This window comes from Stenotrophomonas sp. DDT-1, assembly GCF_001580555.1.
Lineage (GTDB): Bacteria > Pseudomonadota > Gammaproteobacteria > Xanthomonadales > Xanthomonadaceae > Stenotrophomonas > Stenotrophomonas sepilia.
The window spans coordinates 1-26064 of the sequence record NZ_LEKR01000021.1; the positions used below are offsets into that span (position 1 = coordinate 1).

Here is a 26064-nt window from a genome sequence, read left to right on the forward strand (position 1 = left end):
GTGGGCCGCGCAGACGCCGGAAGGCTTCCGTTTCTCGATGAAGGCGCCACGCTACCTGGTGCAGCGCCGCGACCTGGCCAGCACCGTGGAAGCGGCCACGCCGTTCCTGCAGGCGGCACTTGCGCTCGGTGACCGGCTCGGCCCGCTGCTGTGGCAGTTCGATCCGCACCATCCGGCCGACGCCGATGCATTGGAAGCGCTGATGGCGCAGCTGCCGAAGCAGCTCGAGGGCGTGCCGTTGCAGCACGCTCTGGAAGTGCGCAACGCCGAGGCACATGGACCGGCTCTGGTCGCCGCCGCGCGCCGCCACGGCGTGGCGCTGGTGATCGAGGACAGCGACGAGGCGCCATTGCATGGCGATGTCAGTGCGGGCTTCGTCTACGCGCGGATCAAGCGCAGCCAGGCCCGCTTGAACGAGGGCCTGCCTGCGTCCGTGCAGCAGCGCTGGGCTGAACGCGCACGACGCTGGTCACGCGGCGAGCCGGTGGACGACCTGCCCTGCCTGGCCGGGCCCGCCCCGGAAACCCCGCGCGAGGTCTACCTGCTGTGCATCGGTGCCGGCAAGGCCCGCAACCCGGCCGCAGCGATGGCCCTGCAGCGCCTCATCGACGGCGCCAGCGGTCCAGCCCCCACAGCAGGGTCCAGCCCACCACGAACACGCCCGCAACGCGCAGCACGTTGAGCAGGAAGGCCGCCAGCCCCAGGCGTTGCAGTTCGAGGAATGGATACGGCGCCTGTCCGGTCATTGCAGCGACCAGCATCGCCCAGCCAAGGTAGACCAGCGGTACCAGCAGCACGCCGCCCAGCGCGCGCCAGCGCAGCGCCCCATGCGGCAGCAGCCACCACCACCCGAGCAGGTACAGCGCCGGCACAGCGTAGTGCAGGCCGGCATCGACCCACCATTGCAGCCCGGTGGGCTGCCACAGCCCCTGCAACGCCAGCACGTAGATGCACGCGGTCACCCCGATGCACAACCCGATCACCGCGGCGACAGTCGTGTTCAGCACACCCGCACGGATCAGCCTGACGCATCCCAGGCACACCGCCAGGTTGCTGAGAATCGTGAAGTAACCAACGAAGCGCAGCGTCGCCATGCCGCCCCCGGCAGCCGCCCCGGGGCCGCGTAGCAACAACAGGTATTGCAGCAGCAGCGAGGTGGCGGCCACCAGTGCAGTCAGGGCTGCCCATGCACGCAGGGCGGAGCGGTTGGCAGCCATTGCAGGGTTCCCTTGGGGGGTTTCCGCGAGCATGCCACAGTCATCGCCGACAGCCGCGCGATTGCCTCACAATAGGCCGATGAGCACACCCGATACCCGCAAAGCGCTTTGGCAGATCCATTTCTGTGTCCTGCTGTGGGGCATCACGGCCATCCTCGGCAAGCTGATCACCCTGCCCGCACTGCCGCTGGTGTGGTGGCGCATGCTGCTGGTGACGGCGATGCTGGCCCTGCTGCCGCGGGTCTGGCGCGGGTTGCGTACCCTGCCCCTGCGGCTGGTCGCCGGCTACGCCGGCATCGGCGCGCTGGTCGCCCTGCACTGGCTGACGTTCTACGGCGCGGTGAAGCTGGCCAATGCCTCGGTGGCTGCCACCTGCATCGCACTGGCACCGGTGTTCACCTCGATCATCGAGCCGTGGGTGGCCAAGCGGCCGTTCCAGCTGCGTGAGCTGGCGTTTGGCCTGGCGGTGCTGCCGGGTGTTGCGCTGGTGGTCGGTGGCGTACCCGATGGCATGCGCCTGGGTGTGTTGATCGGCGCGATCTCGGCGCTGCTGGTGGCGGTGTTCGGTTCGCTCAACAAGCGCATGGTCAGCCATGCCGATCCGCTCACGGTCACCGCGCTGGAGCTGGGTGCCGGCACCCTCACCCTGACCCTGCTGGCGCCGCTGATGCCCTATCTGCTGCCGGCGCTGGCCAGCCCGCTGTGGGTGGTCCCGAATCTGCACGACGGGATCCTGCTGCTGGTGCTGGCCGGGTTCTGCACGCTGCTGCCGTTCGCCCTGGCCCTGGTCGCGCTCCGCCACCTGAGCGCCTACACGGTGCAGCTGGTGACCAACCTGGAGCCGGTCTATGCGGTGGTACTGGCGGTGGTGCTGCTCCGCGAGCAGCACGAAGTCACCCCGTGGTTCTACCTGGGCGTGGCGATCATCGTCGGCGCGGTGTTCCTGCATCCGCTGCTGAACCGCCGCAAGCCGGTGCAGCATCCGGAAATCCTCGGCACGGCCGAAGCGCGCAACATCGCCGATTGAGTGCATCCACGCATGGCGTGGATGGCCGCATCAGCGCTGCGGCCAATGCCAGGCCGGCGCATCCAGCAGGCCCTGCCCGCTCAACAGCGTGCGGCCCTGTTCCTTGTACAGATGCAGCGAATGGCACCCTGGCGCCTGTTCCAACGCCGCGATCAGCCGGCTGGCGTGCGACACCACCCATACCTGGCTGCGCGCACTGGCTGCGATGATGAGCCGCGCCAGCGCCGGCAGCAGGTCCGGGTGCAGGCTGGTCTCCGGTTCGTTGAGCACCATCAGCGGCGGTGGGCGTGGTGTGTGCAGCGCCGCCGCCAGCAGCAGGAAGCGCAGCGTGCCGTCGGAGAGCTCGGCCATCGACAATGGCCGCAGCAACCCAGGTTGGTGGAAGCGCAGCGCCAGGCGTCCATCCAGCGCCTCGAAATCGACCGTGGCGCCCGGGAACGCGTCGTCGACGCTGCGTGCCAACGCAACCGGGTCGCCGATCTCGAGGATGGTCACCCAGGCCGCCGCCAGGTCCCGGCCATCGTGATGCAGCACCGGCGTGCGCGTGGCCATCGCCGGTTGCCGCGCCGGGGCATCGCCATCGCTGCGGAAATGGTCATAGAAGCGCCAGCAACGAATGTACTCACGCAGGGTGATCGTTTCGGGCATGCGCTGCGGATCGCCGACCTGGGTGAACAGGCTGTCGAACAGCGACAACCGGTCATCCACCAGATCCCAACCGCGCGCATGGCGCTGCCGCACCATCGCCCCGCGACGATCGACCAGCTGGTTGGCGCTGCGCAGGAACGGCCCCGCCCAGATCGCCTCGGCCTTGATCTGCGGGTCCAGCGCAAACGCCGAACGGCTGGGCGGCGGGTAGCCGAGATCGATGGCATAGCCGAATTCGTCGGTCGTGAAGCCGAGCTTCAATCCCACCGATTCCTGGCGTGGGCCGCCCTGCAAGGGGATTTCGCCGGCAGCAACCCGACGGTCTATTTTTTCCGGGCCCGCCCACAGCGCCGAGCCCAGCCCACCTTCGCGGGCCAGCACCGCCGCGACGCCGCCCTGCGCGGTCTCGGCCAGCAGGCGCAGCGCGCGGTACAGGCTGGACTTGCCACTGCCATTGTCGCCGGTCACCACATTCAACTGCTGCAGCGGCAATACCAACCCGTGCAGCGAGCGATAGTGGGCGATGGCCAGGGTCTGCAACATGGTCGGCGTCCGGGAAAACAGGGCGTCATGGTGCCCGCTCTTGATCGCCGGCGCTGCGACGCGATGTGAATCGGGAAGAGCATCCACGCATGGCGTGGATCTACCGGGCGGGGCGCTTCAGCCCGCTACTTCCACCCGGTTGCGGCCATTGCCCTTGGCCCGGTACAGCGCCTTGTCGGCACGTGCCAGCGTGTCGTCCACGCTTTCACCGGGCTGGTGCTGGGCGATGCCGATACTGATCGTGACCGGGAAGCCCAGTGGCAGGTCGGCCACGGCCAGGCGCAGGAACTCGCACTGAAGTTCGGCGGTGCGCAGGTCGGTTGCGGGCATCACTGCCACGAACTCCTCGCCGCCATAGCGCGCCGCCATGCCACGGCCGGCAAAGTGCGACCGCAGCAGCGCGCCCAGTTCGGCCAGCACGCGGTCGCCGGTGGCGTGGCCCTGGAAGTCGTTGATGTGCTTGAAATGATCGATGTCCAGCAGCGCGACGCAGGCCTCAGCGGGCTGCTCCCCGGTCATCGCCACGGCCTCGTCCAGCGCCGCCGCCATCGCGCGGCGGTTCGGCAGGCCGGTCAGCGCATCAGTGCGGCTCTGCTCGGCCAGGTCGGCATTCTGCGCCAGCAGCACGTCGTGGTACTCCGACAGCAGGCGCTCATAATCATCGCGTTCCAGCATGTGGTTCTGGATGTCGAGCGCGAAACGGCGCAACTCCATCACCAGCATCACCTGCCGCGACAGTGCGGCCAGCGCCTCGGCCTTGTCGCTGGCCAGGTGTTGCGGCTGTGCGTCGAACACGCACAGCGTACCCAGCGGCAAGCCGTCGGAGCTGATCAGCGGCGCGCCGGCATAGAAGCGGATGTGCGGATCGCCGACCACCACCGGATTGTCGTGGAAGCGCGCATCCTGCAGCGCATCCTCGACCACCATGATCTGCTGCGGCTGCAGGATGGCATGGCCACACATCGATTCGCTGCGCAGATTCTCCGCCGCGTCGATGCCCTGGATCGACTTGAACCACTGCCGTTCGACGTCGATCAGGGTCACCGCCGCCATCGAGGTACCGCAGACCGCCTTGGCAATCGCCACCAGATCGTCGAATGACTTCTCGCGCTGCGAATCAAGGATCCGGTAGCGGTACAGCGCCTCGAGCCGAAGGGCTTCGTTGGCAGGCTTGTCGGGCTTGATCATGCAGCGTCACGTTCCGGCAGGTCACTGCGGAGTCTAGCCGATGTAGAGCCGAGCCCATGCTCGGCTGCACCCGGACAAAAGAGCAGCCGAGCATGGGCTCGGCTCTACAGAAGCCGTTTACCAGTCCAGCTGCTTCGGCAGCAGGCCCTGCAGCTCCTGCTCGGTCAGGTTGCGCCACTGGCCCGGCTTCAGCGCGCCAATCCTGATGTTGTCGATGCGCACGCGGCGCAGCTGGGTCACGCGATAGCCGAACTCGGCGGCCATCAGGCGGATCTGCCGGTTCAGGCCCTGCTGCAGGGTGATGCGGAAACCGAACTTGGCGATGCGCGAAGTCTTGCATGGCAGCGTCATCTGGTCGTGGATGCGCACACCACGCGCCATGCCGCGCAGGAACTCATCGGTGACCGGCTTGTTGACCGCCACCAGATACTCCTTCTGGTGGCCATTCTCGGCACGCAGGATCTGGTTGACGATGTCGCCGTTGCTGGTCATCAGGATCAGGCCTTCGGAGTCCTTGTCGAGGCGGCCGATCGGGAAGATGCGCTGTTCATGGCCGACGAAGTCGACGATGTTGCCCTTGACCGACGTCTCGGTGGTGCAGGTGACGCCGACCGGCTTGTTCAGCGCGATGTAGACGTGGCGGCGGGCGCCGGGCTTGCGGGCCACGCGCGCGCGCAGTGGCTGGCCATCCACCAGCACCTGGTCTTCCTCGCCCACCACCGCGCCGGTGCCGGCCGGATGGCCGTTGACGGTGACCCGGCGGGCGGCGATCAGGCGATCGGCCTCGCGGCGGGAGCAGAAGCCGGTGTCGGCGATGTGTTTGTTGAGTCGGGTGGTCATCGCCCTATTATCCGGCATCGCCGCCCGCCGCGCTTCATGCCAGGCCGGGTGGATCGAGTTCTTCGCCGTCGAACACCCGGTTGCGACCGGCACGCTTGGCCACGTACATGGCATGGTCGGCCCGGCGCAGCAGCGCGGCGAGATCGTCCTCGCCCGGCCGCCACTGCGCCAGGCCGATGCTGGCGGTGACCTCCAGGCCGGGCACCTGCAGCGCCCGGGCCGCTTCCGTGATGTGCCGGCGCAGGCGATCCAGGCGCGCCGAGGCCGCCTCCCGCGGCATGCCCGGCATCAGCAGCAGGAACTCTTCGCCCCCCATCCGCACTACCTGGTCCTGGCTGCGTACCGCGGCACGCAATGCGCGCGCCACCGCCACCAGCACCTGGTCCCCCACGGCGTGGCCATGGCGGTCATTGATGTCCTTGAACAGATCGATATCGAGGAAGCCGATCACCAGCGGGCCACGCTCGCGGTCAACCCGCTCCAGGTGGCGGGCCAGCTGCTGCAGGCCGGCACGGCGATTGGGCAGGCCGGTCAGGCCATCGGTCTCGGCCAGCTGGCGCAGTTCATCGCGCTGCTGGCGCAGGCGGCCCAGCCGCTGGTTCAGTGCGTAGGCGGCCATCATCAGCAGCCAGGTCACCGCCAGCTGCAGGGCCTCCACGCGGTATTCCAGCAACCACGCCGCGCGGCAGGCGTCGGCCAGGATCAACACCAGCATCGGCGCCAGCGCCGCCAGCCCCGCCTGCGCCCAGCGGTCACCGCGCAGCCGTGCCCACACCCCGGCCATCAACGCCAGGCCACAGCCCAGCAGATAGGACACCTGCAGGCCCTGCGCCACCCAGGCCAGGCTGTCCCATGGCAGCCAGGGCACCAGTGCAGCCAACACCAGCAATCCCCAAAGTGCCAGCAGCTGGAACGGACGCGAACGCGGCAACAGGCGATCACCGCCATTCAGCCGCCACAGCGCCGGCAGCACCAGGGCCTGCGTGGCCGCAGTCAATACCAGCAGCCACCAGGCACCGCGCTCGCCCACCGGCAGCCAGGGTTCCGGATAGCCGCTGAGGCCACCGAGGATGGCCTGCCACAGCACCAGCACGGTGGTACCGGCGATGTAGACCAGGAAACTGCGGTCGCGGGTGGTGAGGAAGGCCATCAGTGCCGACAACGCCAGTGCGATCGCCACGGCGATGCAGGCCGCGCGCACCAGCAGGCGGGCGGTATCGTTCTGCTGCACGGGACTGGGTGCACCCAGCCGAAGGGTGGGTACCCAGCGCGCCTTCAACGGCGTCTGCCACGACACCAGGAAGGGATCGTGACTGCCCGCTGGCGGCACCGCCACCAGCCCGATGCCTGCGCGGAAGCGTGAGTCTCGGGTACGGGCATCGTGCATGTTGCCGCAGATCTCGCGATCGCCATACTGCACGCGGACTTCGCCAGCGAACACATTGAACACGTCCAGGGCCTGCGGTTGCCCCGACCAGCCGCCCGGCGGCGCAGGCACCTGCACCTGCTGCCGGTGACCGGCCAGCATGCCCGGCGTGCATGCGCGATGTGGAGTGGGTTCATCGGTGGCTGCGCCGACCAGCAGGTAATCGCGGCCGGCTTCGGCGGCGGCGGCCCACAGTGGCCACGGCGTTGCCAACCACACCAGCAGCACGACCAGCACCGCCCCTGTTCCGTACTGCCACTGCCTGCCGCCCACGCCACGTCCTGTTCCTGCTTACGCCCGCGCCCACTGCGCGTCGCCCCTGGCGGGCATTATCGCAGCCGCGGCTGCAACGCATGTGTAGACCAAAGTCGCCGCAGACCATTCAGCCTGCGGCGGGAGGACCTTTCACGGCCACCAGGCGCACCGGCCGCAGGTCGGCCAGGGTCATCCGTTCCAGTGGCTGCGGTCGCTCGACCGCATAGCCCTGCAGGCCCTGCACCCCAAGCCGGGTCAGCGCGGCGGCGACTTCGGCGGTCTCTACCCATTCGGCCACCACCTCCATCTGCAGCTCGCGCCCCAGTTCACTGATCGCGCGCACGGTGGCGTGGCTGACCGGATCGGTATCCATGTCGCGCACGAAGGCCCCGTCGATCTTCAGGATGTCGGCCGGCAGCTGGCGCAGGTAGCCGAACGAGGACAGCCCGGAGCCGAAATCGTCCAGCGCCATCCGGCAGCCGCGCGCCTTCACCGCATCGATGAACGCGCGCGCCTGGCTGAGGTTGCTGATCGCGGCGGTCTCGGTGATCTCGAAGCACAGCTTGGAGGCCAGCGCGCGATTGCGCTCCAGCAGGTCGCAGACGAAGGCGAGGAAGCCGGGCTCGGCGATCGACTGCGCCGACACGTTGACGTTGCACAGTCCCAGCTGCCGCACATGCGCCGGGCATACCTGCAGGTGCCGGAACAGCAGGCCGAGCACGTGCCGGTCCAGCGCCACGGCCATGCCATAGCGCTCCACCGCCGGCATGAACTGGCCCGGCAGGTGCAGGCTGCCATCGCTGCCGCGCATGCGCACCAGCACCTCGTAGTGCAGGTAGCTGGGATCGCCGACGCGTGCGATACGCTGCGCGTACAGCACCATGCGGTTCTCGGCCATGGCCAGGCTGACGCCCTGCAGCCGCTCGGCTTCCCGGCGCCGTTCCTCCAGCGCCATGCGGTTCTCGTTGAAGCAGTGCACGCGGTTGCGCCCGGCCTGCTTGGCCGCATAGCAGGCACTGTCGGCGGCGCTCATCAACCAGTTCACATCCGGTGCATCGGCGCTGACCTCGACCACGCCGATGCTGCAGCTCAACTGCGGGCTGCCCTCGCTCACCAGGAACGTCGCCTGCCCCAGATTGCGGATCACGCGCTGCAGCACGCGCTTGGCCTCGTCCTGCCCGGCATGGGCGAGGAACACCGCGAACTCGTCCGCACCCAGCCGGCCCACCCAGTCACCATCGCGCACCGCCGCCACCAGGTACTCGGCGAAGCTGCGCAGCATCTGGTCGCCGGCGGCATGGCCGAAGCTGTCATTGACCAGCTTGAAATGGTCCAGGTTGATGTAGCACAGCGCGTGCGTGCCACCTTCGCTGCGCACCTGCAGCAGTGCGCGTTCCAGCAGTCGCTCGATCTCGCGCCGGTTGATCAGGCCGGTCAGCGGGTCATGGCTGGCGTGGTGCTCGATCTCGCGCGCCAGTGCATGGTTCTGGCTGACGTCTTCGATGATCGCGAACACCGACAGGCCGCCGCCGGCGCTGCGCACACCGGTGCCGCTCCAGCGGCCCCAGACCAGGCTGCCATCGCGACGGCGGAATCGCAGTTCGCTCGGGCGCAGCTGGCGGTCCCAATCGATGCGCCCCACCCCGTCAATGACCAGCTCGCCGTCCATCAGCAGGTCAGCCAGCGACAGCTGCAGCAGCACGTCGCGGCGATGATCGAGGATGTCGGCCATCGCCTGGTTGGCCTCGATCACCTTGCCTTCGGTATCGAGCTTGAGCATGCCGACGTTGGCCTGGTAGAACGCTGCGCGGAAGCGGCTCTCGTGTTCGGTCAGGTCCTTGCCGACGCGGCGCGCCAGGGCCACCGCCATCAGGCTGATCGCCAGCACCGACAGGCCCGCGACCATCAGCGTGGCCAGCCTCACCAGCGTCGCCATCCGCAGCAGCGCCTGCGAGAACGCCTGGCTCTGTACCTTCATCCGCTGGTCCAGGTCACGCAGCTGCTGCAGGTACTGGTCACGCGTGGCTGTCAGCAAGGGGCCACCCTCGTGCCGCCGCTGCAACTCATCGACCAGGCGCTGCAGCGCCATCAGGTCCCCGTCGGTCTGCCGCCATAACGCGGTCGCTTCGCGGAAAGCACCGATATCGCGCGCGTAGCGGAACGAAAACACCAGGCGCGGAATGTCGGCGTGCGCGTTGCCCCCCTGCAGGAAGCCCTGCCGGGCCTTCTCTTCGTCAGGCTCCGCCTGTTCCAGCGCCAAGCGCGCCTGCAGATCGCCCAACGGCACCTGCAGGGCCTGGCGTGCATCGTCCAGGTCCTGGACATTGCCGCGCGCCAGGTAGCGACTGAGCGCGGCGGTCGCATCCTGCTGACCGCGCGACCAGTATCCCTGGCCGGCGATCCAGGCGGTGGAGGCCGCCTGCAGTTCCTGGATCAACGCCGACAGTGCGACCAGTCCGATCGCCATGCCGGTCAACAACGCAAATCGCAGTCCCAGCCCCCGGGTCATCGGCACCCGCCGGCTCTGTTGGTCCGTGCCACTCCTACCCATCCCGGATCCCCCCGAATGTGCTGCGGTGACAACCTCCTTTGGAACCGGACCAGCCTATGACCGGCAATGTGTTGACCGTGCGAAAAAGGGGACGGAGGGGATTAAGTCGTTTTCGGCATAAGCGCATGGCCTGCCATATACGACTTAATCCCCTCCGTCCCCTTTTCCTGTACGCCGGCCCGGGGGCCGGCGTTGCTCTGGACGGCTGTGGGTGCGGCTTAGAAGCTGCGCGGGCCGCGCGGCTTGAAGCCATCACGACGTGGCGGGCGGCTGTCGCGGTCACCGCCGCGGTCGCCGCCATGGCCACCCGGACCACCCGGACCACCACGACGCGGGCCACCGGGGCCGCCCGGACCACGCTTGTCGAAGCGCGGCTTGAACGGACGCGGGGCCGGGTTGATCTCTTCACCGGCCGCCAGCGGACGCATCTGCAGCTGCTGGCCGGACACCCACACCTTCTGCAGGTGCGACAGCACGTCCGGCGGCATCTGTGCCGGCAGGTCCAGCAGCGAGAAGTCGTCGTGGATGTCGATGCGGCCGATGAAACGGCTTTCCAGGCCGGCTTCGTTGGCGATGGCGCCGACGATGTTGGCCGGCTTCACGCCATGCTGGTGACCGACCGAAATACGGTAGGTCTCCATGCCCTGCTCCGGTGCACCACGCGGCGGAACCTCACGGCGCGGACGCGGCTCGAAACCACCTTCGGCGTCGTCGCGACGCGGGCCACGCTCGAAGCGCGGACCCCGCTCGTTGCGGTCGAAGCGATCGCCACGCTCCGGGCGGTCGCCACGGTCGAAGCGCTCGCGCGGCGCGCGCTCTTCACGCGGGGCACGCACCGGTGGCTGCAGCAGGAACGGGGTATCGCCCTGCAGCATCCTGGCCAGCGCGGCCGCGATCTCGATGGCCGGCACGTTCTGCTCGTTCTCGAAGCGCTCCAGCAGCTGGCGGTAGAAGTCCAGGCCGCCGGCGCCGAGCGTTTCGGTGATGCGCGAGGTGAACTTGTTGATGCGGGTGTCGTTGACCGCCTCCACGCTCGGCAGCTGCATCTCTTCGATCGGCTGGCGGGTAGCGCGCTCGATCTGGCGCAGCATGCCCTTCTCGCGCGGGGTGGCGAACAGGATCGCCTCACCGCTGCGGCCGGCACGGCCGGTACGGCCGATGCGGTGCACGTAGCTTTCGGTGTCGTACGGGATGTCGTAGTTCAGCACGTGGCTGATGCGCTCCACGTCCAGGCCGCGGGCGGCCACGTCGGTGGCGACCAGGATGTCCAGCTTGCCTTCCTTCAGCATGGCGATGGTGCGCTCGCGCTGGGCCTGCTGCATGTCACCGTTGATGGCGGCAGCGGCCAGGCCACGCGCCTGCAGCTTGCTGGCCAGTTCTTCGGTGCCGGCCTTGGTGCGCGCGAAGATGATCATCGCGTCGAACGGCTCGACTTCCAGGATGCGGGTCAGCGCGTCCAGCTTGTGCATGCCGCTCACCCACCAGTAGCGCTGGCGGATGTTGGCCGAGGTGGTGGTCTTGGCCGCGATGGTCACTTCCACCGGGTCCTGCAGGTAGGTCTGCGCGATGCGGCGGATCTGCGGCGGCATGGTGGCCGAGAACAGGGCCACCTGGCGCTGCTCCGGCAGCTTCTTCAGCACGGCTTCCACATCGTCGATGAAGCCCATGCGCAGCATTTCATCGGCTTCGTCCAGCACCAGGGTCTTCAGCTCGGACAGGTCCAGGGTGCTGCGGTCCAGGTGATCGATCACGCGGCCGGGGGTACCGACCACGATGTGCACGCCACGGCGCAGCGCCGACAGCTGCTGGCCGTAGGGCTGGCCGCCGTACACCGGCAGCACGCGGAAGCCCGGGATCTTCGACGAATAGGACTGGAACGCCTCGGCAACCTGGATGGCCAGTTCACGGGTCGGCGCCAGGATCAGGGCCTGCGGCTTGATCTGCTGCAGGTCGATGTTGGACAGTACCGGCAGTGCGAACGCAGCGGTCTTGCCGGTACCAGTCTGGGCCTGGCCCAGCACGTCGCGGCCTTCCAGCATCGCCGGGATGGTGGCGGCCTGGATCGGCGACGGGGTTTCGTAGCCGATGGCGGTGACCGCCTGCATCACGGGCTCGGACAGGCCGAGCTGCGCGAACTGCAGCGGCGCTTGGGAATCTTGGGACATGGGGAACTCCGAAGGCACTGCCGTCTTCCTGGCAGTGCGATAAAAAGGGTGATGGTCCGCGCTTTGGGCGCCCTTCTTATCGCGTGCCCTGGCGCTACTCGGTCGGAGGAGATTTCACTCGCTCAGAGCGGAATGATACCGCATTGATCCTGAACGAGGCGTACAGCTTTCCATGCGCGTGCCGTCGTGCCCCGTGCTGGCGCACAATACGCGCCCGCTTCCCGGCCCGGCCGCTGGCCTGCGCCCTCTTTCCAGGACCCCTCGCTCCATGCAGATTCTCGAATTCGACCTCGACGGCGACTACGTCGAACTCAAGCAGCTGCTGAAGCTGGCCGACTTGGTCACCAGCGGCGGCGAGGCCAAGATGGTCATCAGCGAGGGCCAGGTGCGGGTCGACGGTGAGGTCGAACTGCGCAAGGCCTGCAAGATCCGCGCAGGCCAGGTGGTCGAGTTCGCCGACAGCCAGATCCGCGTGCTGGCCGCTGGCTGATCCGAGAGTGTTCAGGCCACGCGCTGGGTCAGGTGCGAGGCGATCAGCTGCCTGAACGGCGCCACGCCCTGCGCCAGGCGCAGGCCCGCGGCCCGCAGCAGGCGTGCCGGGCGACGATCGTCGGTGTACAGGCTGGCGATCGCGTTGGTGGCCTCGTACAGCGGCCGCGACGCCAACCGATGACCGCGTTGGTAGCTGGCCAGCATGCCGGCGGCGGCAATGTCGGCACCGCGCCGCTGCTGCGCGACGATGCCCTGTGCCAGCCGCTGTGCGCTGGCCAGTCCCAGATTGAAGCCGTGCGCGGTGACCGGGTGCATGCCCACCGCGGCATCGCCGATCAGCGCCGAACGCTCGCCGACGAAACGGTGCGCGTACACCCCCACCAGCGGATACGCCTGCGGTGTGGCCACCGGCTGCATGCGGCCCAGCCGATGTTCGAAGCAACCACTGATGGCCTCGCCGAAGGCCACCTCATCCATCGCCAGCAGCGCCTCGATCTGCCGCGGCGGCAGCGTGATCACCGCCGATGCCTGGCCCTCGTTGAGCGGCAGCAGCGCCATGGTGCGGCCGTAGCCGAACCACTCCCAGGCCGTGTGGTGATGGTCGCGCTCGACCTGCATGCGGCACACCAGCATCGACTTGCCGAAGTCGCGCATCTGCGCACCGATGCCGAGCATGCGGCGGGTGGCGGAGAAGCGGCTGTCAGCCGCGACCAGCAGGCGCGCGTGCAGTTGACTGCCGTCATCGAGTCTGACCACGTGGCCCTGCGCATCGGCCTGCACGCCCAGAACCTTGCGCCCGTCGAACAGCTCCAGCGCATCCTGGCCCTGCACGGCATCCCAGGCGGCGCGGCGGATCAGGTGGTTGGGCACCAGCCAGCCCAGCGGCTGGCCATCAACCTGGCTGCTGGCGAAGGTCAACGCGAACGGCGAGCCGCCGTTCATCACCCTGGCATCGCGCAGCTCGGCGACTTCGGCCTGCGGCAGGCGCTGCCACAGCCCCAGTTGCTCCATGCTCTGCCGCGAGGCATGGGTCAACGCGATCTCGCGGCCATCAAAGGCGGCGTCGGCCAGGGCCTGGCGCGGCTGCACTTCGACCAGCCCGACCTGCAGGCCACTGCCGGCCAGCGCACGCGCGAAGCACAGGCCCGCCGGTCCGGCGCCGACCACCACCACGTCCATCCTGCGCATGCGCGCCTCCTGCCGTTGATTCAGTCCGGGCCAGCATAGCGCCGCGCGCATGACTGGCCTTGATCTGGATCAGAGATGCAGCGCGATGTCGTATTCCGCCCTCGCCCTGCGGAACGCTGAACGCTACCGTTCTCCAGCCTCAATCCTCAATCCTCCTGGCGGAACACCGCTGAACAGCGACAAGGCAGAGAAATGGAACTCGGTGACGCCCTGATCTATGAATATGGCAATCACTTCTGGATTATCCAGCGCTCGCCCCAGAGTGAAATCGGCAGCGGCCCCAGCGAGAACGTAGCCCTGGCCGCCCGCCTCCCCCTCGTTGCAACTGCAATGCAACTAGGCTCGGCGACCCAACAGGCCCTGGAAAATTTTGGAACGATCCGCCCTTTGTTCGCCCCTTGGGAAATCAAGGAGCTAAGGAAGCTACTCTGCGGCTGGATCGGCGCACGTTCAATGAATGACCTGCTGAAGAACAGCCGGCTCGTACTTGTCGATCAGATCTTCAAGGATGACGAGCTGCGCGTCCTTCCATTCGACAATCACCGTATCAACCCATGGGAGACGCTACTGGAGGACAAAGCCATCACTCTTCCTCTGCATCCCCAGAGCGAAGCACTTGGCGCGGCCATCCTCGCTGCCTTCGACTTATCGACCTACCATCCGGAACGGAAGCATGCCCTTCCAGCGCCCAGGTCGCATCACTGAGCAACCAGGCACACCGCTCACACCAACGCGAACACCAGCGCCAGGATCGACAGCAGCGATACGAGCCAGACCAGGCTGCGCACGTAGGGCACGCCCGCGGCATACAGCGGCAGGTAGACCACACGCGCCCAGACGTAGGCCTGCGCAGCCAGGGCCGTGGTGTCGTTGCTGCGCCCGGCCACGACCACTGCGATGGCGGCAGCGGCGAAGAACGGGAAGGTTTCCAGGAAGTTGGACTGCGCACGCTGCAGGCGGCCGGCCAGCGGGCTGAGCGGCTTTGCATCGCCATCCCGTGCCGAGGCATTCCACTTCATCCCGCGCTCGCGGGTGACCACGGTGGAGGTGGCGAAGATGTAGACGAAGCCCAGCACGATCGACCAGGCCAGCATTGTCAGTTCAGTTGCCATCGTTCATCTCCTCAGGGTGCCGACGCGCGCAGGCTGTAACCGGCCAGGCGCCACACCTGGTCCTCGTCGAAACGGAACGAGACCAGCTCGCGCACCGGCTGCACGCTGTTGGCGAAACGGGTCGGGAAGCTGACGTTGATGTACAGCCCTTCCGGCACCGCAGCACCGGCGCTGTACTTGACCCGGGTGATGGTGGGCTGGCCACGCCCGGCCAACGCACCCAGGCGCGCACGCTCGGTGGTCAGCTGGCTCACGAAGGTGGCCTTCGGCACCGCACGGCGCGCGACGGCCGAAGCGCCATCCCACAATTCGCCGGCGCGGTTGGCATCGACCAGTTGCGCCGCCTTCAACGCAGCCGCGCCCATTTCCGCGTCCTGCTTCTGCACCTGGGCCTGCTGCGCAGCGGTCAACGCCGGGGCACCGGCAGTGGCGGGCTTCGCGGCCGCCGGCGATGCCGGGGCCGGGCGTGCCGGAGCCGGTGCCGGCGTGGCCGGCGCAGGTGCCTGCGCCAACGCAGTCAGGGGCAGCAGGGACAGCAGCAGGAGCACGCGCTTCATGGACACCGCCGGTTCTGGAGGAAAGGACCGCAGTCTACGCCAGCGCAGTGAGCGGTTCGTCAGCGCGCGTGGGCGTTGCCTTCCACCGCCGCCGCATCGGCCTGCGCGGCCGGCGTGCCGGTCTCTGCTGGCGCCTGTTCGGCCACCGGCGGCGGCTCCGGCGGCGCTGGTGGCAGCGTCGCCACATCGATCTCCGACAGCGGGCTTTCGTCGGGGCAGACCGCGTCCGGGAAGCCGAAGCGCTGCTTCAACGCCTGGCCGCAGCTGTTGATCGACTCCATGTCGGCGCCCTCGCGCTTGCACTGCTGGTCGAAGGCGACCAGGAAGGCGTCCTTGCGCTGCACGAAATCGTCGCCGCAGGCACGCATCTGCTTGATCCGTTCCAGATCGTCCTGCACCGCATTGGTCCCATCCAGGCCGTACTGGCGCAGCTCGTCCGGAGTCAGCAGGCGCAGGCTGCGGTTGGGCACGGTCATCATCAGATCGGCCACGCCGACCGCCACGCCATTGCGCTGCAGATAGTCCTTCACGTTGTCGTAGACCTCGTGCAGCTCGCGGTTGAGCTCGGCGCGCGAGGTGGCCTTGGAACTGATGCGCATCATGCGGTGGATGCCGACCTTGCCCGACAGCAGGCGGTTGTCGCCGGCGGCCAGCACGAACACGCAGGCGCTGTGGCAGATCGAGCCTTCGCGCACCCAGATGGTCCAGCCCGATTCACCGATGCTGTCACCGGCGACAATCGCCGACTCCACCTGCCCCCCGCTGGAATCCAGATCGAGTATGCGCTTGTGGATCTTCTGCTCGTCAGCGACCACGGCCAGTCGCCACATCATCTCGGCGAAGCCCGGATTGATCTTGCCGGCGTAGCGCACGCGCATCAGGCCGCGCTCGGCGCACGGCGCCAGCGCCTGGGTGATCTGCTCGCGCTGCAGGCCTTCCAGCTCGACACCGTCACCGGCATCGCCAGCATATTCCGTGCTGCAGCTGACCCAGGCACGGCCATTCTCAAGCTGCGCCTGCGGCCACGGCCGATCCGCCTGGCTGCGCGGCGGCGCTGGCGGTGGCGGTGCATCGGCCGCATTGATCGACACCATGTTCTCGCCATCGCTGGCCGGCGCCCGCGCCGCCTTGTCAGCAGCGGTCACATTGCCTGGATTTTCCAGCTGGCTGCAGCCCGCCAGGGCCAGGCACAACAGGGGCAACCAGCGGCGTTTGGCGGACATCGGGCAACCAGTCTTCACGTGAGCAGGAGCCACAGTCTACCCGTCCGGGGGACGCATTCAGCGCGTGGCACTGAACCCCTTCTGACCCTTGGGGAAGCGTGTCGACCAAGGTCGACACCTACCAGAGCGGGATGCTGTTGCCGGCCAGCGGCCGGCACTACCGCGATGTCTGGCGCAGCCCGGCCTGACCCCCTTCGGCATCCATGTCCGAATGTGGCGAGTATCGCCGCCCGCACGGGCCTAGACTGGCGCCATGGATACCGCCCTCGCCCTCGACACCGCCGCCTGCGACCGCGCCCGCCTGGCCCGCGACGCACGCTTCGACGGCGTGTTCTTCACCGCCGTGCGCAGCACCGGCATCTATTGCCGCCCGGTGTGCCCGGCACCGCCGCCGAAGCCGCGCAACATCACCTACTTTCCGACCGCCGCGGCCGCTGCGGCCGCCGGGTACCGCCCCTGCCTGCGCTGCCGCCCGGAATTGGCACCGCAGGCCCAGCAGGCCCTGGCCGGACAGACCGTGCAGCGGGCACTGGCGCTGATCCACGGCGGCTTCCTGCAGGAGCAGCCGGTGGCCGATCTTGCAACGAAGCTCGGCCTGAGCGCGCGCCAGCTGCAGCGCCTGTTCGTCGAACATCTCGGCGCGACGCCCGGGCAGATCCACGCAACCCATCGCCTGTTGCTGGCCAAACAGTTGCTGACCGAAACCACGCTGGCGGTGACCGACGTCGCGCTGGCTGCCGGCTACAACAGCCTGCGCCGCTTCAATACCGCGTTCCTGCAGGGCTGTGGGATGGCGCCGACCGCCCTGCGTCGCCAGCATCAACCGTTGGCTGCAGATGATGGCGGCCTGGTGCTGCGCCTGGGCTACCGTCCACCACTGGACTTCCCACGCATGCTGGCCTTCCTGCGCAAACGCAGCCTGCCCGGCATCGAACTGATCGGCGAAGACAGCTACCAGCGCGTACTGGGCACGCCGGAGCGCCCCACCCTGCTGCGCGTCACCGCCGATTCGAAGCGCCCGGAGCTTCGCCTGCAATTGGGCGCGGTGGATCCGCGCCTGATCCCCGACATCGTGCGCCGCGTGCGTCGGGTGTTTGATCTGGATGCCGACCTGCAGCAGGTCCATGCCGCGCTGGGCGAAGAACCGCTGCTCGCGCGTGGCATCGCCGAACGCCCCGGACTGCGCGTACCCGGCGGCTGGGATGGTTTCGAGGTGGGCGTACGCGCGGTGCTCGGGCAGCAGGTCAGCGTGGCCGCGGCCACCACCTTCGCGCGGCGCCTGGTCGACGCCTATGGCGCGCACCTGCCGGGCATGCCATCGGAATTCGATCGCCAGTTCCCCGCGCCCGAGGTACTGGCCGAGGCACCATTGGAATCCATCGGCCTGCCGCGCAGCCGCGCGGCCACCGTGCGCGCCCTGGCCGCCGCCTGCGCCAGCGGCCAGCTCGACTTCGGGCCCGGCCAGGCCTTGGAGGAATTCGTGGCCCGCTGCGTTGCACTGCCCGGCATCGGCCCCTGGACCGCTCAGTACATTGCCCTGCGCGGACTCGGCCAGCCCGATGCCTTCCCGGCCGGCGATCTTGTACTGCAGCAGGTGCTCGGCCACGCCCAGGGCCAGCGCCTCAGCGAACGCGCGACCGAAGCGCGCTCGCAACCATGGCGCCCTTGGCGCGCCTACGCGGTGCTGCACCTGTGGCACCTGTCCGGCACGTTCGTTGGAGAACCGACATGACCCTGTTGTTCGATCGTTTCGACAGCCCGATCGGCGTATTGACCATCGCCGGTGACGAGCGTGGTCTTGCGCACGTGCTGTTCCCGGAGAACCGCCACCCCGCGCGCGGGCGCGACGGCTGGCATCACGCGCCGGGCGCATTGCCCGAAGCGCGCGAACAACTGCTGCAGTTCCTGCACGGTGAACGCAGCCGGTTCGACCTGCAGCTGGCACCACGGGGCACGCCTTTCCAGCTGCGTGTTTGGCAGGCGCTGGCGTTGATTCCGTTCGGCCAGACCTGGAGCTATCTGCAGTTGGCGCAGCACCTGGGCCAGCCCAGCGCGACCCGCGCGGTGGGCGCGGCCAATGGCCGCAATCCATTGCCGATCATCCTGCCCTGCCACCGCGTGATCGGCAGCAACGGTGCACTGACCGGCTTCGGCGGCGGCCTGGAAACCAAGGCCGCGCTGCTGCGGCTGGAACAGCGCCAGGCACCGCTGTTCGCCTGAGAGGGCTGGCCGGGCTGCGCCCGGCACCCGCAGAGGCAACCGCAACGGCCGAAGCAACAGCAGCGTTCCGAAGCATGGCGTGGTGGGTCCGGCTGCGGGGGACGCCGTCAACCCGTCCATGGGGGCTTGGCCGCGGCTTGCTCGTGTGCGCTGTCCTGCGCACACGGCAAGACCGGGGTTGGGCGTCCTGCCCAACCCGCCCGAGGCATGCCTCGGGCCCATGCCGCGGACACCCCCGCAACCGGACCCACCCCGTCTTCGACAGGTTCCGGCGATCTGTCCGAACGTCATTCTGCGCAACTGTTGGTAGATGTCGATCCACGCCATGCGTGGATGGGGCATCAGGGACGTGTCTGGAGAAAAGCCCCCTTCTTGTTGAAGGGGGCGCGCCGACAGGCGCGGGGATAAGGAAAAATGCGCGGAGACGGCGCGCGAAAGTGCGCCGTGTCTTGGGCGCGTCATTACCTCGCACTATCATGCGCGGATGACTTCCGTACGCCTGACCTGCGCGCTGGCGCTGCTGCTGCCCTTGGCCGCCTGCACCACCGCACCCGCCCCTTCCGCCTCTGTTCCCACCACTGTTGCAACAGCGGCGCCGCCCAAGCTGCTGCTGATCTCCATCGACGGCCTGCGCGCCGACGCGCTGGATCGCGGCCTGACGCCGAACCTGCAGCGACTGATCGACGGCGGCGTGCGTGCACGCTGGATGACCCCGTCCTATCCGTCACTGACCTTCCCCAACCACTACACCATCGTCACCGGCCTGCGCCCGGACCACCACGGCATCGTCAACAACAGCATGGACGATGAAGCACTGGGCCGGTTCGAGCTGAGCAATCGCGAAGCGGTTACCACCAGTGGCTGGTGGGGCGGCGAACCGATCTGGGTCGGCGCCGAGAATGCTGGCGTGCGTTCGGCCACCACGTCATGGCCGGGCAGTGAATCGGAGATCCGTGGCGTACGCCCCAGCCAGTGGCGCATCTACGACGGCAAGGAACCGCTGGAACAGCGCGCCGGCATCGTGCTCGACTGGCTTGCACAGACCGACGCCGATGCACCCCGCCTGACCACGCTGTACATGGAACACGTGGACAAGGCCGGCCACAACTACGGCCCCGAGTCGAAGCAGTACGCCGACGCCATCGTGCGCGCCGACCAGATCGTCGGCCAGGTGCTCGACGGACTCCAGCAACGTGGGCTGGCCGCAACCACCAATGTGATCGTGGTCTCTGACCATGGCATGGCCAGCGTGCCGGTCGGCCAGGTGATCTCCACCGAATCGATGGTCGACCCGGCGATTGCGCGCAATGTCAGCCAGGGCCAGTCGGTCGGCTTCGCACCGGTGGTCGGCCATGAAGCTGCCGCCGAACGCGCTCTGCTCGGCCGCCACGCGCACTACGAATGCTGGAAGAAAGAAAAACTGCCGGCGCGCCTGCACTACGGCAACCATCCGCGCATTCCCGCCATTGTCTGCATGATGGATGAAGGCTGGGATGCCCTGCATCAGGAAAAGATCGCCAAGCGCGAACAGCAGGACCGCGGCTCGCACGGCTACGACAACGCGCTGCCGTCCATGCGTGCAGTGTTCGTGGCCAGCGGTCCGTCGTTCCGCCAGGGCCTGGTGATCGATGGCTTCGACAATGTCGATGTCTATCCACTGCTGGCGCACCTGCTGCAGGTGCCGGCCGCGCCGAACGACGGCAATCCGGAAACGCTGAAGAAGACCCTGCGCTGAGTTCCCGTAGAGCCGAGCCCATGCTCGGCTGCATTGCGCCAGCCGAGCATGGGCTCGGCTCTACAGAAACGGGCATAAAAAAACGCGGCGCCAGGCGCCGCGTTTTCTTTGGACCGGTCGATTGGCCGGATCAGGCCTTGGCGACGGTCTTCTTCGCCACGGCCTTCTTCGCCGGAGCCTTGGCCACGGTCTTCTTGGCAACCGGGGCGGCGGCGCCTACGGCGACCTTGCTCGCGGTGTGCGAACGGGCGTTGCCGTAGCTGGCGTTGTAGCGCTTGCCCTTGGCGGTCTTGCGGTCACCCTTACCCATGTCTTCAACTCCTCAAGTGTGAAATCTGGTTACCCCGTACTGACACGGGTTCGGCGGGGCCGCCTTGCTGGGCGCCCCCGCGCACGATCGAAAATCCTATCACGGAGCGCCTAGTGCGCGCAGCTGGCGTCGTGTACGTGGCCGTGGTTCAGGCGCAGGTTGACCAGATGGGCAACGCCCACCAGCAGGCCGCCGATGGTCATCACCACCGCATGCGGCACGGCGTTGTGATGCAGCGGCTCGTACAGCACGCCGGCCCACAGCGCGACCAGGCCGGGGATCAGGAAGCCCAGCGCACGCAGCGCGCCATGGCGGCGGTAGCCCCAGACCAGGCTGAACAGCCCAAGCAGGGTCACGAACAGCACCAGCGCCTGTTCCACGCCGTCGCTCAGCCAGAACGACAGGCCCAGCGAGGGCGCTGCCGCCAGCAGCACCGGGATGACTGCGCAATGCACCGCGCACAGCATCGAACCGGTGGCACCGAAACGGTCGAGCAGGTGGCGCAGGCGTGAGGACAAGGACATGACTTCCAGCAGGGCGGCGAATCGTTATGGAATAATATAACATCCCTTCCCGACCCGCACGCTTTCCCTTCCCCCGTCCCATCGACGGGATTCGTGCGCCCAGCGATTGATACAGTGTAACAAAGGACCCATCCATGCCCACCCACACCGCACGGCTCAAGCCGCATTCCCTGGCTCTGGCCCTCGCCGCCCTGCTGCCGTCCGGCGCCTTTGCAGCCGGTCAGGACACCGCCCATCGTGACCGCCACCTGACCGAGCTGTCCTCGGTGCAGGTCACCGCGTCGCCGCTGCAGGGCGATGCCGAATCCCTTGCACGCCCGGTGGAGGTGCTGGCCGGTGAACGCCTGGACGAGCAGAAGGCCGGCACCCTCGGCGATACCGTGGCCAAGCTGCCCGGCGTGCAGAGCACCTTCTTCGGGCCCGGCGTCGGGCGCCCGATCATCCGCGGCCAGGAAGGCCCGCGCGTGGCCGTGCTGTCCAACGGCATGGGCAACATGGATGCCTCCACCGTCAGTGCGGACCATGCCACCAGCATCGAGCCGTTCCTGGCCGACCAGATCGAAGTGCTGAAGGGGCCGGCCACGCTGCTGTTCGGCAGCGGCGCCATCGGAGGTGCGGTCAATGTGGTCGATGGCCGCATCGCGCGCGAACTGCCGGAGCGCCCTCTGAGCGGCCGCGCAGAACTGCGCGGCAATTCGGTGAACAACGAGCGCAGCGGCATGTTCCGCCTCGATGGCGTCAGCGGCAATGTCGTGCTTCATGTGGACGGCCTGGTGCGCAATGGCGACGACTACCGCATTCCCGGCTATGCGGTGATCGACAGCCTGGAAGACCACCACGACGACCACGACCATGATCACGCGGGCGAGGAAGGCGAAGAGCCGCGTCGCGGCCGCCTCGACAACAGCTCCATCCGTACCCGCGCCGGCGGCGTCGGCGCAACCTGGCTGGGCGACGGCGGCTACTTCGGCGTATCGGCCAGCACCTACCGCACCAACTACGGCATTCCCAATGGCGCGCACGTGCACGCCGATGGTGATGATCATGGCCATGACCACGGTCACGACCATGGCGATGAAGAAGAAGGCGGCGACGAGCACGACGTGCGCATCGACATGGTGCAGAACCGCTTCGAGACCAAGGCCGGCATCTACGACCCGGTCTCGTTCCTGAAGAACATCAACGCGCGCGTGGCCTACACCGACTACGAGCACGTGGAGCTGGAGGCCGGCACGCCGTCGACCCGCTTCACCAACCGGGGCATCGAGGCACGTCTGGAAGCGGTACAGCAGCAGATCGGCGGCTGGGACGGCGCCTTCGGCCTGCAGTTCGGCAACAGTGATTTCGGCGCCAAGGGCGAAGAGGCGTTCGTGCCGGATACCGGCACGAAGAACATCGGCCTGTTCGTGCTGCAGGAAAAGCAGTTCGGCCCGTTCAAGCTGGAACTGGGCGGCCGCCACGACCAGGTCAAGCTGGACCCGACCGGTGACTACCGCCGCCGTACGTTCGGTGCCACCAACCTGTCTGCCGCTGGCATCTGGAAGCTCAACGACGCCGTTGACCTGCGCATCGGCGTGGACAGCTCCGAGCGTGCACCGACCAACGAAGAGCTGTATGCCGCCGGCGCGCACATCGCCACCCGCTCGCTGGAAATCGGCGATGCCAACCTGAAGACCGAGCGCGGCCAGCGCCTGGAACTGGGTATCCACACCCACAGCGAACGCCTGGACTTCTCCGCCTCGGTCTACCAGACGAAGTTCAAGGACTTCATCTACCTGGCCGACACCGGCGTTACCGAGGGGCTGCCGGTGCGCGCCTGGACCCAGCAGGACGCGGTGTTCCGCGGCGCCGAGGCCGAAGCGCTGGTGCACCTGTTCGAGGGCGGCGCCGGTGACTGGGACCTGCGCCTGTTCGGCGACTACGTGAAGGCCAAGCTGGATGGCAGCGGCAGCCGCAACCTTGACATCGCCGTGCCGCACGGCGACCACAACCACAATTACAGCGTGGAACTGGCCAACACCGGCTACCTGCCGCGCATCGCCCCGGCCCGCGTCGGCGCCGACCTGCGCTGGTCGAAGGACGGCTGGCGCGCCTCGGTCGGTGCGGTGCGCTACAGCCGCCAGAAGGACGTCGCGCAGAACGAAGCACCGAGCGATGGCTACACCCTGGTCGATGCGCACCTGGCCTACCGCTGGGACCGCAACGCCAGCAACAGCTACGAAGTCTTCCTGGATGGCAGCAACCTGACCAACCGTGAAGTGCGCCCGCATACCTCGCTGCTGCGCGACTACTCGCCGCTGCCGGGCCGCGGGGTCGCATTCGGCATCCGCGCGTTCTTCTGATCGGATGCAGGGGGCGGATCCCTTTCCGCGGGAAAGGCTCTGCCCCCACTCGCCCTTCAACGCATGGCGGGGCCGCACCACGAATACCATTCTCTCTCCCGGGGGGCCGTCTGGCCCCCCGTTCCTTTATGCGTGAGCGTGGTCGCGGCGCCCTCGCTCACACACCCGTCACAAAGATGTGCGTACCACAACAAGCGGACAATCCCGTCACCCAATGTCTCGCCAATCGGACACTTTTGTCCGAAAATAATTCCATGACCGCCCAACGTGCCGATGCCGCTGCCCGCCGTGCCCTCATCCTCGACGCCGCCGATCATGTGTTCGGCCAACACGGTGTCACTGCCCCACTGGACCTGGTGGTCGAACGCGCCCAGGTGGGCCGCGCCACCCTGTACCGCAACTTCCCCGACCGCACCGCGCTGATCCAGGCGCTGCTGCAGCGCACGGTTGATCGCATCCGGCGCCAGGTCGAACAGCTCGGTGACCGCGACGACGCCCTGTTCGAGGTGTTCGAGGGCATGGCCCAGCGCATCATCGATTCGCCCGCACTGGCCGATTACTGGCGGGCGGTCGATTCGGACGTGCCGGCCATGCGCGCGGCGCGCGAGACCGTGCGCGACCTGCTGGAGGAGCCGATCGCCCGCGCCAAGGCCGCCGGACTGTGCCGTGCCGATCTGGAGAAGACGGATATTTCACTGATCTCGGGCATGCTGGGTGCGGCCCTGCGCGGCAAGACCCGCGACGAGCGCGCCCACCTCGCCGGGCGCGCCCTGCAGCTGCTGCGCGGGGGTCTCCAGGGAGCAACCAGCGAGGCGCGCTGATGGTCCAGCCGTATCTGAAGCCGGTTCCGGATTGGGAGGAGCATGAGAAGCCGACCATGCCCGGCTCGGCGTCGATGCCCTGGCACCCGCCGTACCGGCGCGCGGCCTATGCGCTGGTATCGCTGCTGGTGGCGATCACCGGCGGCCTCGGCAATGCGCTGGTCACCGCCAACCTGCCGTTCCTGCAGGGCCAGCTGGCGCTGACCCCGACCCAGGGCAGCTGGCTGGTGGCGGCCTATGCCATGGTCAACGTCACCGCCAACCTGCTGGCCTTCAAGTTCCGCCAGCAGTACGGCATCCGCCTGTTCGCCGAAATCGGGCTGGGGCTGTATGCGGCGCTGGCGGTGCTGCACCTGTTCGTCGGCAGCTTCGAGACCACGATGCTGACCCGTGCCGCCAGCGGCTTCGCCGGCGCGGCCTGTTCGACACTGGGCACGCTGTACATGCTGCAGGCGCTGCCGCGCCGCTTTACCGGCAACCTGCTGGTGGTCGGCGTCGGCCTTTCGCAGCTGGCGGTGCCGATCGCCTGGATCGTTTCACCAGGCTTGGTGGATACCGGCCAATGGCACCAGCTCTATTCGTTTGAAGCCGGGCTGGCGCTGTGTGCGTTCGCCGCCGTGGTGGTGTTGAAGCTGCCGCCCGGCATCCAGGTGAAGGCCTTCGAGCCGCTGGATTTCCTTACCTTCGCGTTGCTGGCGCCGGCGGTTGCGCTGCTGGTGATCGTATTGGCGCAGGGCTACACCCGTTGGTGGCTCAACACGCCGTGGCTGGGCTGGGCCCTGGTCGCCTCGATCGTGCTGTCCACCACCGCCTTGATCATCGAGCACTACCGGCGCAATCCACTGCTGCAGATCCGCTGGCTGTCGACGCTGCCGGTGCTGCATTTCATCGTCGGCGCCTTCCTGATCCGCTTCCTGACCACCGAGCAGTCCTATGGCGTGGTCAACCTGATGCGCACGCTCGGCATGGGGCCTGACCAGATGCGGCCGCTGTTCGTGGTGATTCTGGCCGGGGTGATCGTGGGCATCGCCGGTGCCTCGCTGACCTTCGGCCCGAAGCGGCTGATCGCCCAGCTGCTGATGGCGATCCTGCTGCTGGGCGCTGCCGCCTTCTTCGACCAGCACCGCACCAGCATGGATCGGCCGCACGATTTCTACGCCAGCCAGTTCCTGGCCTCGGTCGGCGCCGGCATGTTCATGGGCCCGTTGATCATGCTCGGCATTTCCGCTGCGTTGAAACAGGGCGTGGACCACATGATCACCTTCCTGGTGACGCTGTCGATCACGCAGACGCTGGGCGCCCTGGCCGGCTCGGCAGTGCTGGGCACCTTCCAGCTGCATCGCGAGCAACTGTACTCCAGCGCGCTGACCAGCCAGCTCGACCCCGCCGATCCGGTGGTGGCTCAACGCCTGCGCATCCAGCAACAGCTGTACAGCGCACAGATCACCGACCCGGTGCTGCGCAGCGCGCAGGGCAGCGCGCAGCTGGCGCAGACCACGCGCCGCGAAGCCAATGTGCGCGGCTTCAATGATGTGTTCACCCTGAGCGGTTGGCTGGCGATCGGTTTCCTGTGCTGGTTGCTGCTGCTGTCGCTGCGCACCGCCGTGCTCAAGCAATGGCGCAAGCGCCACCCCACTTCACCCGTTGCGGCCACCCCGGCCGCGCACCGCTGAGTCCTCC

The 26064-nt window shown here is 67.9% G+C and carries 23 protein-coding genes; 10 read left to right on the forward strand and 13 right to left on the reverse strand.

What is annotated here, in order from left to right:
• Positions 1-682: DUF72 domain-containing protein (locus tag AB839_RS11790; protein ID WP_061479502.1), on the forward strand; the 682-nt coding region annotated here is incomplete at its 5' end.
• Here the strand turns inward: AB839_RS11790 and AB839_RS11795 are convergent.
• Entirely contained in the window at positions 603-1217 is a 615-nt protein-coding gene (locus AB839_RS11795; protein WP_061479503.1) for a Pr6Pr family membrane protein, read from the reverse strand. The genes AB839_RS11790 and AB839_RS11795 overlap by 80 nt on opposite strands.
• Before the next feature lie 79 nt (positions 1218-1296).
• Between AB839_RS11795 and AB839_RS11800 the strand changes: the two genes are divergently transcribed.
• Complete coding sequence (locus AB839_RS11800) at positions 1297-2244, forward strand: DMT family transporter (RefSeq protein WP_061479504.1); 948 nt, start codon at positions 1297-1299, stop codon at positions 2242-2244.
• 30 nt (positions 2245-2274) lie between these two features.
• Here AB839_RS11800 and AB839_RS11805 read toward each other — a convergent pair whose 3' ends face one another.
• The 6 genes from AB839_RS11805 to AB839_RS11830 form a co-directional block, all read right to left on the reverse strand.
• A complete protein-coding gene (locus AB839_RS11805) occupies positions 2275-3435 on the reverse strand; it encodes an AAA family ATPase (protein WP_061479505.1) in 1161 nt (386 codons plus the stop codon).
• A 117-nt stretch (positions 3436-3552) separates the two neighbouring features.
• The gene (locus AB839_RS11810) at positions 3553-4623 is read right to left on the reverse strand and encodes a sensor domain-containing diguanylate cyclase (RefSeq protein ID WP_061479506.1); all 1071 of its coding nucleotides are present in this window, start codon (positions 4621-4623) and stop codon (positions 3553-3555) included.
• A 117-nt stretch (positions 4624-4740) separates the two neighbouring features.
• Positions 4741-5463, reverse strand: a complete 723-nt coding sequence (locus tag AB839_RS11815) for a pseudouridine synthase (protein ID WP_061479507.1) — start codon at positions 5461-5463, stop codon at positions 4741-4743.
• A gap of 34 nt (positions 5464-5497) precedes the next feature.
• Complete coding sequence (locus AB839_RS11820) at positions 5498-7162, reverse strand: GGDEF domain-containing protein (protein ID WP_061479508.1); 1665 nt, start codon at positions 7160-7162, stop codon at positions 5498-5500.
• A gap of 109 nt (positions 7163-7271) precedes the next feature.
• Positions 7272-9695, reverse strand: coding sequence for an EAL domain-containing protein (locus AB839_RS11825; RefSeq protein WP_061479509.1), 2424 nt, complete (start codon positions 9693-9695; stop codon positions 7272-7274).
• A gap of 218 nt (positions 9696-9913) precedes the next feature.
• Complete coding sequence (locus AB839_RS11830; RefSeq protein ID WP_005415815.1) at positions 9914-11860, reverse strand: DEAD/DEAH box helicase; 1947 nt, start codon at positions 11858-11860, stop codon at positions 9914-9916.
• Positions 11861-12128: 268 nt separating this feature from the next.
• On the opposite strand from AB839_RS11830, the gene AB839_RS11835 reads away from it, so the two are divergent.
• Complete coding sequence (locus AB839_RS11835) at positions 12129-12350, forward strand: RNA-binding S4 domain-containing protein (RefSeq protein ID WP_014036469.1); 222 nt, start codon at positions 12129-12131, stop codon at positions 12348-12350.
• 11 nt (positions 12351-12361) lie between these two features.
• Here the strand turns inward: AB839_RS11835 and ubiM are convergent, their stop codons facing one another.
• Positions 12362-13540: a 5-demethoxyubiquinol-8 5-hydroxylase UbiM gene (ubiM, locus tag AB839_RS11840; RefSeq protein ID WP_061479510.1), complete on the reverse strand. Its 1179-nt coding sequence runs from the start codon at positions 13538-13540 to the stop codon at positions 12362-12364.
• Between the two features lie 192 nt (positions 13541-13732).
• Between ubiM and AB839_RS11845 the strand changes: the two genes are divergently transcribed.
• Complete coding sequence (locus AB839_RS11845; protein WP_061479511.1) at positions 13733-14245, forward strand: hypothetical protein; 513 nt, start codon at positions 13733-13735, stop codon at positions 14243-14245.
• Between the two features lie 17 nt (positions 14246-14262).
• On the opposite strand, the gene AB839_RS11850 is transcribed toward AB839_RS11845, so the two are convergent.
• Genes AB839_RS11850 through AB839_RS11860 form a run of 3 tightly spaced genes read right to left on the reverse strand, consistent with a single transcriptional unit; the run spans position 14263 to position 16432 of the window.
• Positions 14263-14652 carry an MAPEG family protein gene (locus AB839_RS11850; protein WP_061479512.1) on the reverse strand — a complete coding sequence of 130 codons (390 nt, stop codon included), beginning with the start codon at positions 14650-14652 and terminating at the stop codon, positions 14263-14265.
• 11 nt (positions 14653-14663) lie between these two features.
• Positions 14664-15209 (reverse strand): DUF4019 domain-containing protein, encoded by a 546-nt coding sequence (locus AB839_RS11855; RefSeq protein ID WP_061479513.1) that lies wholly within the window; start codon positions 15207-15209, stop codon positions 14664-14666.
• Between the two features lie 59 nt (positions 15210-15268).
• Positions 15269-16432 (reverse strand): hypothetical protein, encoded by a 1164-nt coding sequence (locus tag AB839_RS11860; protein ID WP_061479514.1) that lies wholly within the window; start codon positions 16430-16432, stop codon positions 15269-15271.
• A gap of 253 nt (positions 16433-16685) precedes the next feature.
• On the opposite strand from AB839_RS11860, the gene AB839_RS11865 reads away from it, so the two are divergent.
• From AB839_RS11865 to AB839_RS11875, 3 genes are all read left to right on the forward strand, one after another.
• A complete protein-coding gene (locus AB839_RS11865) occupies positions 16686-18164 on the forward strand; it encodes a DNA-3-methyladenine glycosylase 2 (protein WP_061479515.1) in 1479 nt (492 codons plus the stop codon).
• The gene (locus AB839_RS11870) at positions 18161-18652 is read left to right on the forward strand and encodes a methylated-DNA--[protein]-cysteine S-methyltransferase (RefSeq protein WP_061479516.1); all 492 of its coding nucleotides are present in this window, start codon (positions 18161-18163) and stop codon (positions 18650-18652) included. The genes AB839_RS11865 and AB839_RS11870 overlap by 4 nt, the downstream gene beginning before the upstream one ends.
• 484 nt (positions 18653-19136) lie before the next feature.
• The gene (locus tag AB839_RS11875) at positions 19137-20387 is read left to right on the forward strand and encodes an ectonucleotide pyrophosphatase/phosphodiesterase (protein WP_061479517.1); all 1251 of its coding nucleotides are present in this window, start codon (positions 19137-19139) and stop codon (positions 20385-20387) included.
• 130 nt (positions 20388-20517) lie between these two features.
• Here AB839_RS11875 and AB839_RS11880 read toward each other — a convergent pair whose 3' ends face one another.
• Positions 20518-20697 carry a 30S ribosomal protein THX gene (locus AB839_RS11880; protein ID WP_010483110.1) on the reverse strand — a complete coding sequence of 60 codons (180 nt, stop codon included), beginning with the start codon at positions 20695-20697 and terminating at the stop codon, positions 20518-20520.
• Positions 20698-20807: 110 nt separating this feature from the next.
• A complete protein-coding gene (locus AB839_RS11885) occupies positions 20808-21221 on the reverse strand; it encodes a MerC domain-containing protein (RefSeq protein WP_005415804.1) in 414 nt (137 codons plus the stop codon).
• A gap of 134 nt (positions 21222-21355) precedes the next feature.
• Here AB839_RS11885 and AB839_RS11890 point away from each other — a divergent pair, with 134 nt between their 5' ends.
• The 3 genes from AB839_RS11890 to AB839_RS11900 all read left to right on the forward strand — a co-directional run bounded on the left by AB839_RS11890 (position 21356) and on the right by AB839_RS11900 (position 26057).
• Entirely contained in the window at positions 21356-23563 is a 2208-nt protein-coding gene (locus tag AB839_RS11890) for a TonB-dependent receptor (protein ID WP_061479518.1), read from the forward strand.
• A gap of 254 nt (positions 23564-23817) precedes the next feature.
• The gene (locus AB839_RS11895) at positions 23818-24384 is read left to right on the forward strand and encodes a TetR/AcrR family transcriptional regulator (protein WP_005415802.1); all 567 of its coding nucleotides are present in this window, start codon (positions 23818-23820) and stop codon (positions 24382-24384) included.
• The gene (locus tag AB839_RS11900) at positions 24384-26057 is read left to right on the forward strand and encodes an MFS transporter (RefSeq protein ID WP_061479519.1); all 1674 of its coding nucleotides are present in this window, start codon (positions 24384-24386) and stop codon (positions 26055-26057) included. Before AB839_RS11895 ends, AB839_RS11900 begins: the two co-directional genes overlap by 1 nt.
• Positions 26058-26064 lie beyond the last annotated feature (7 nt).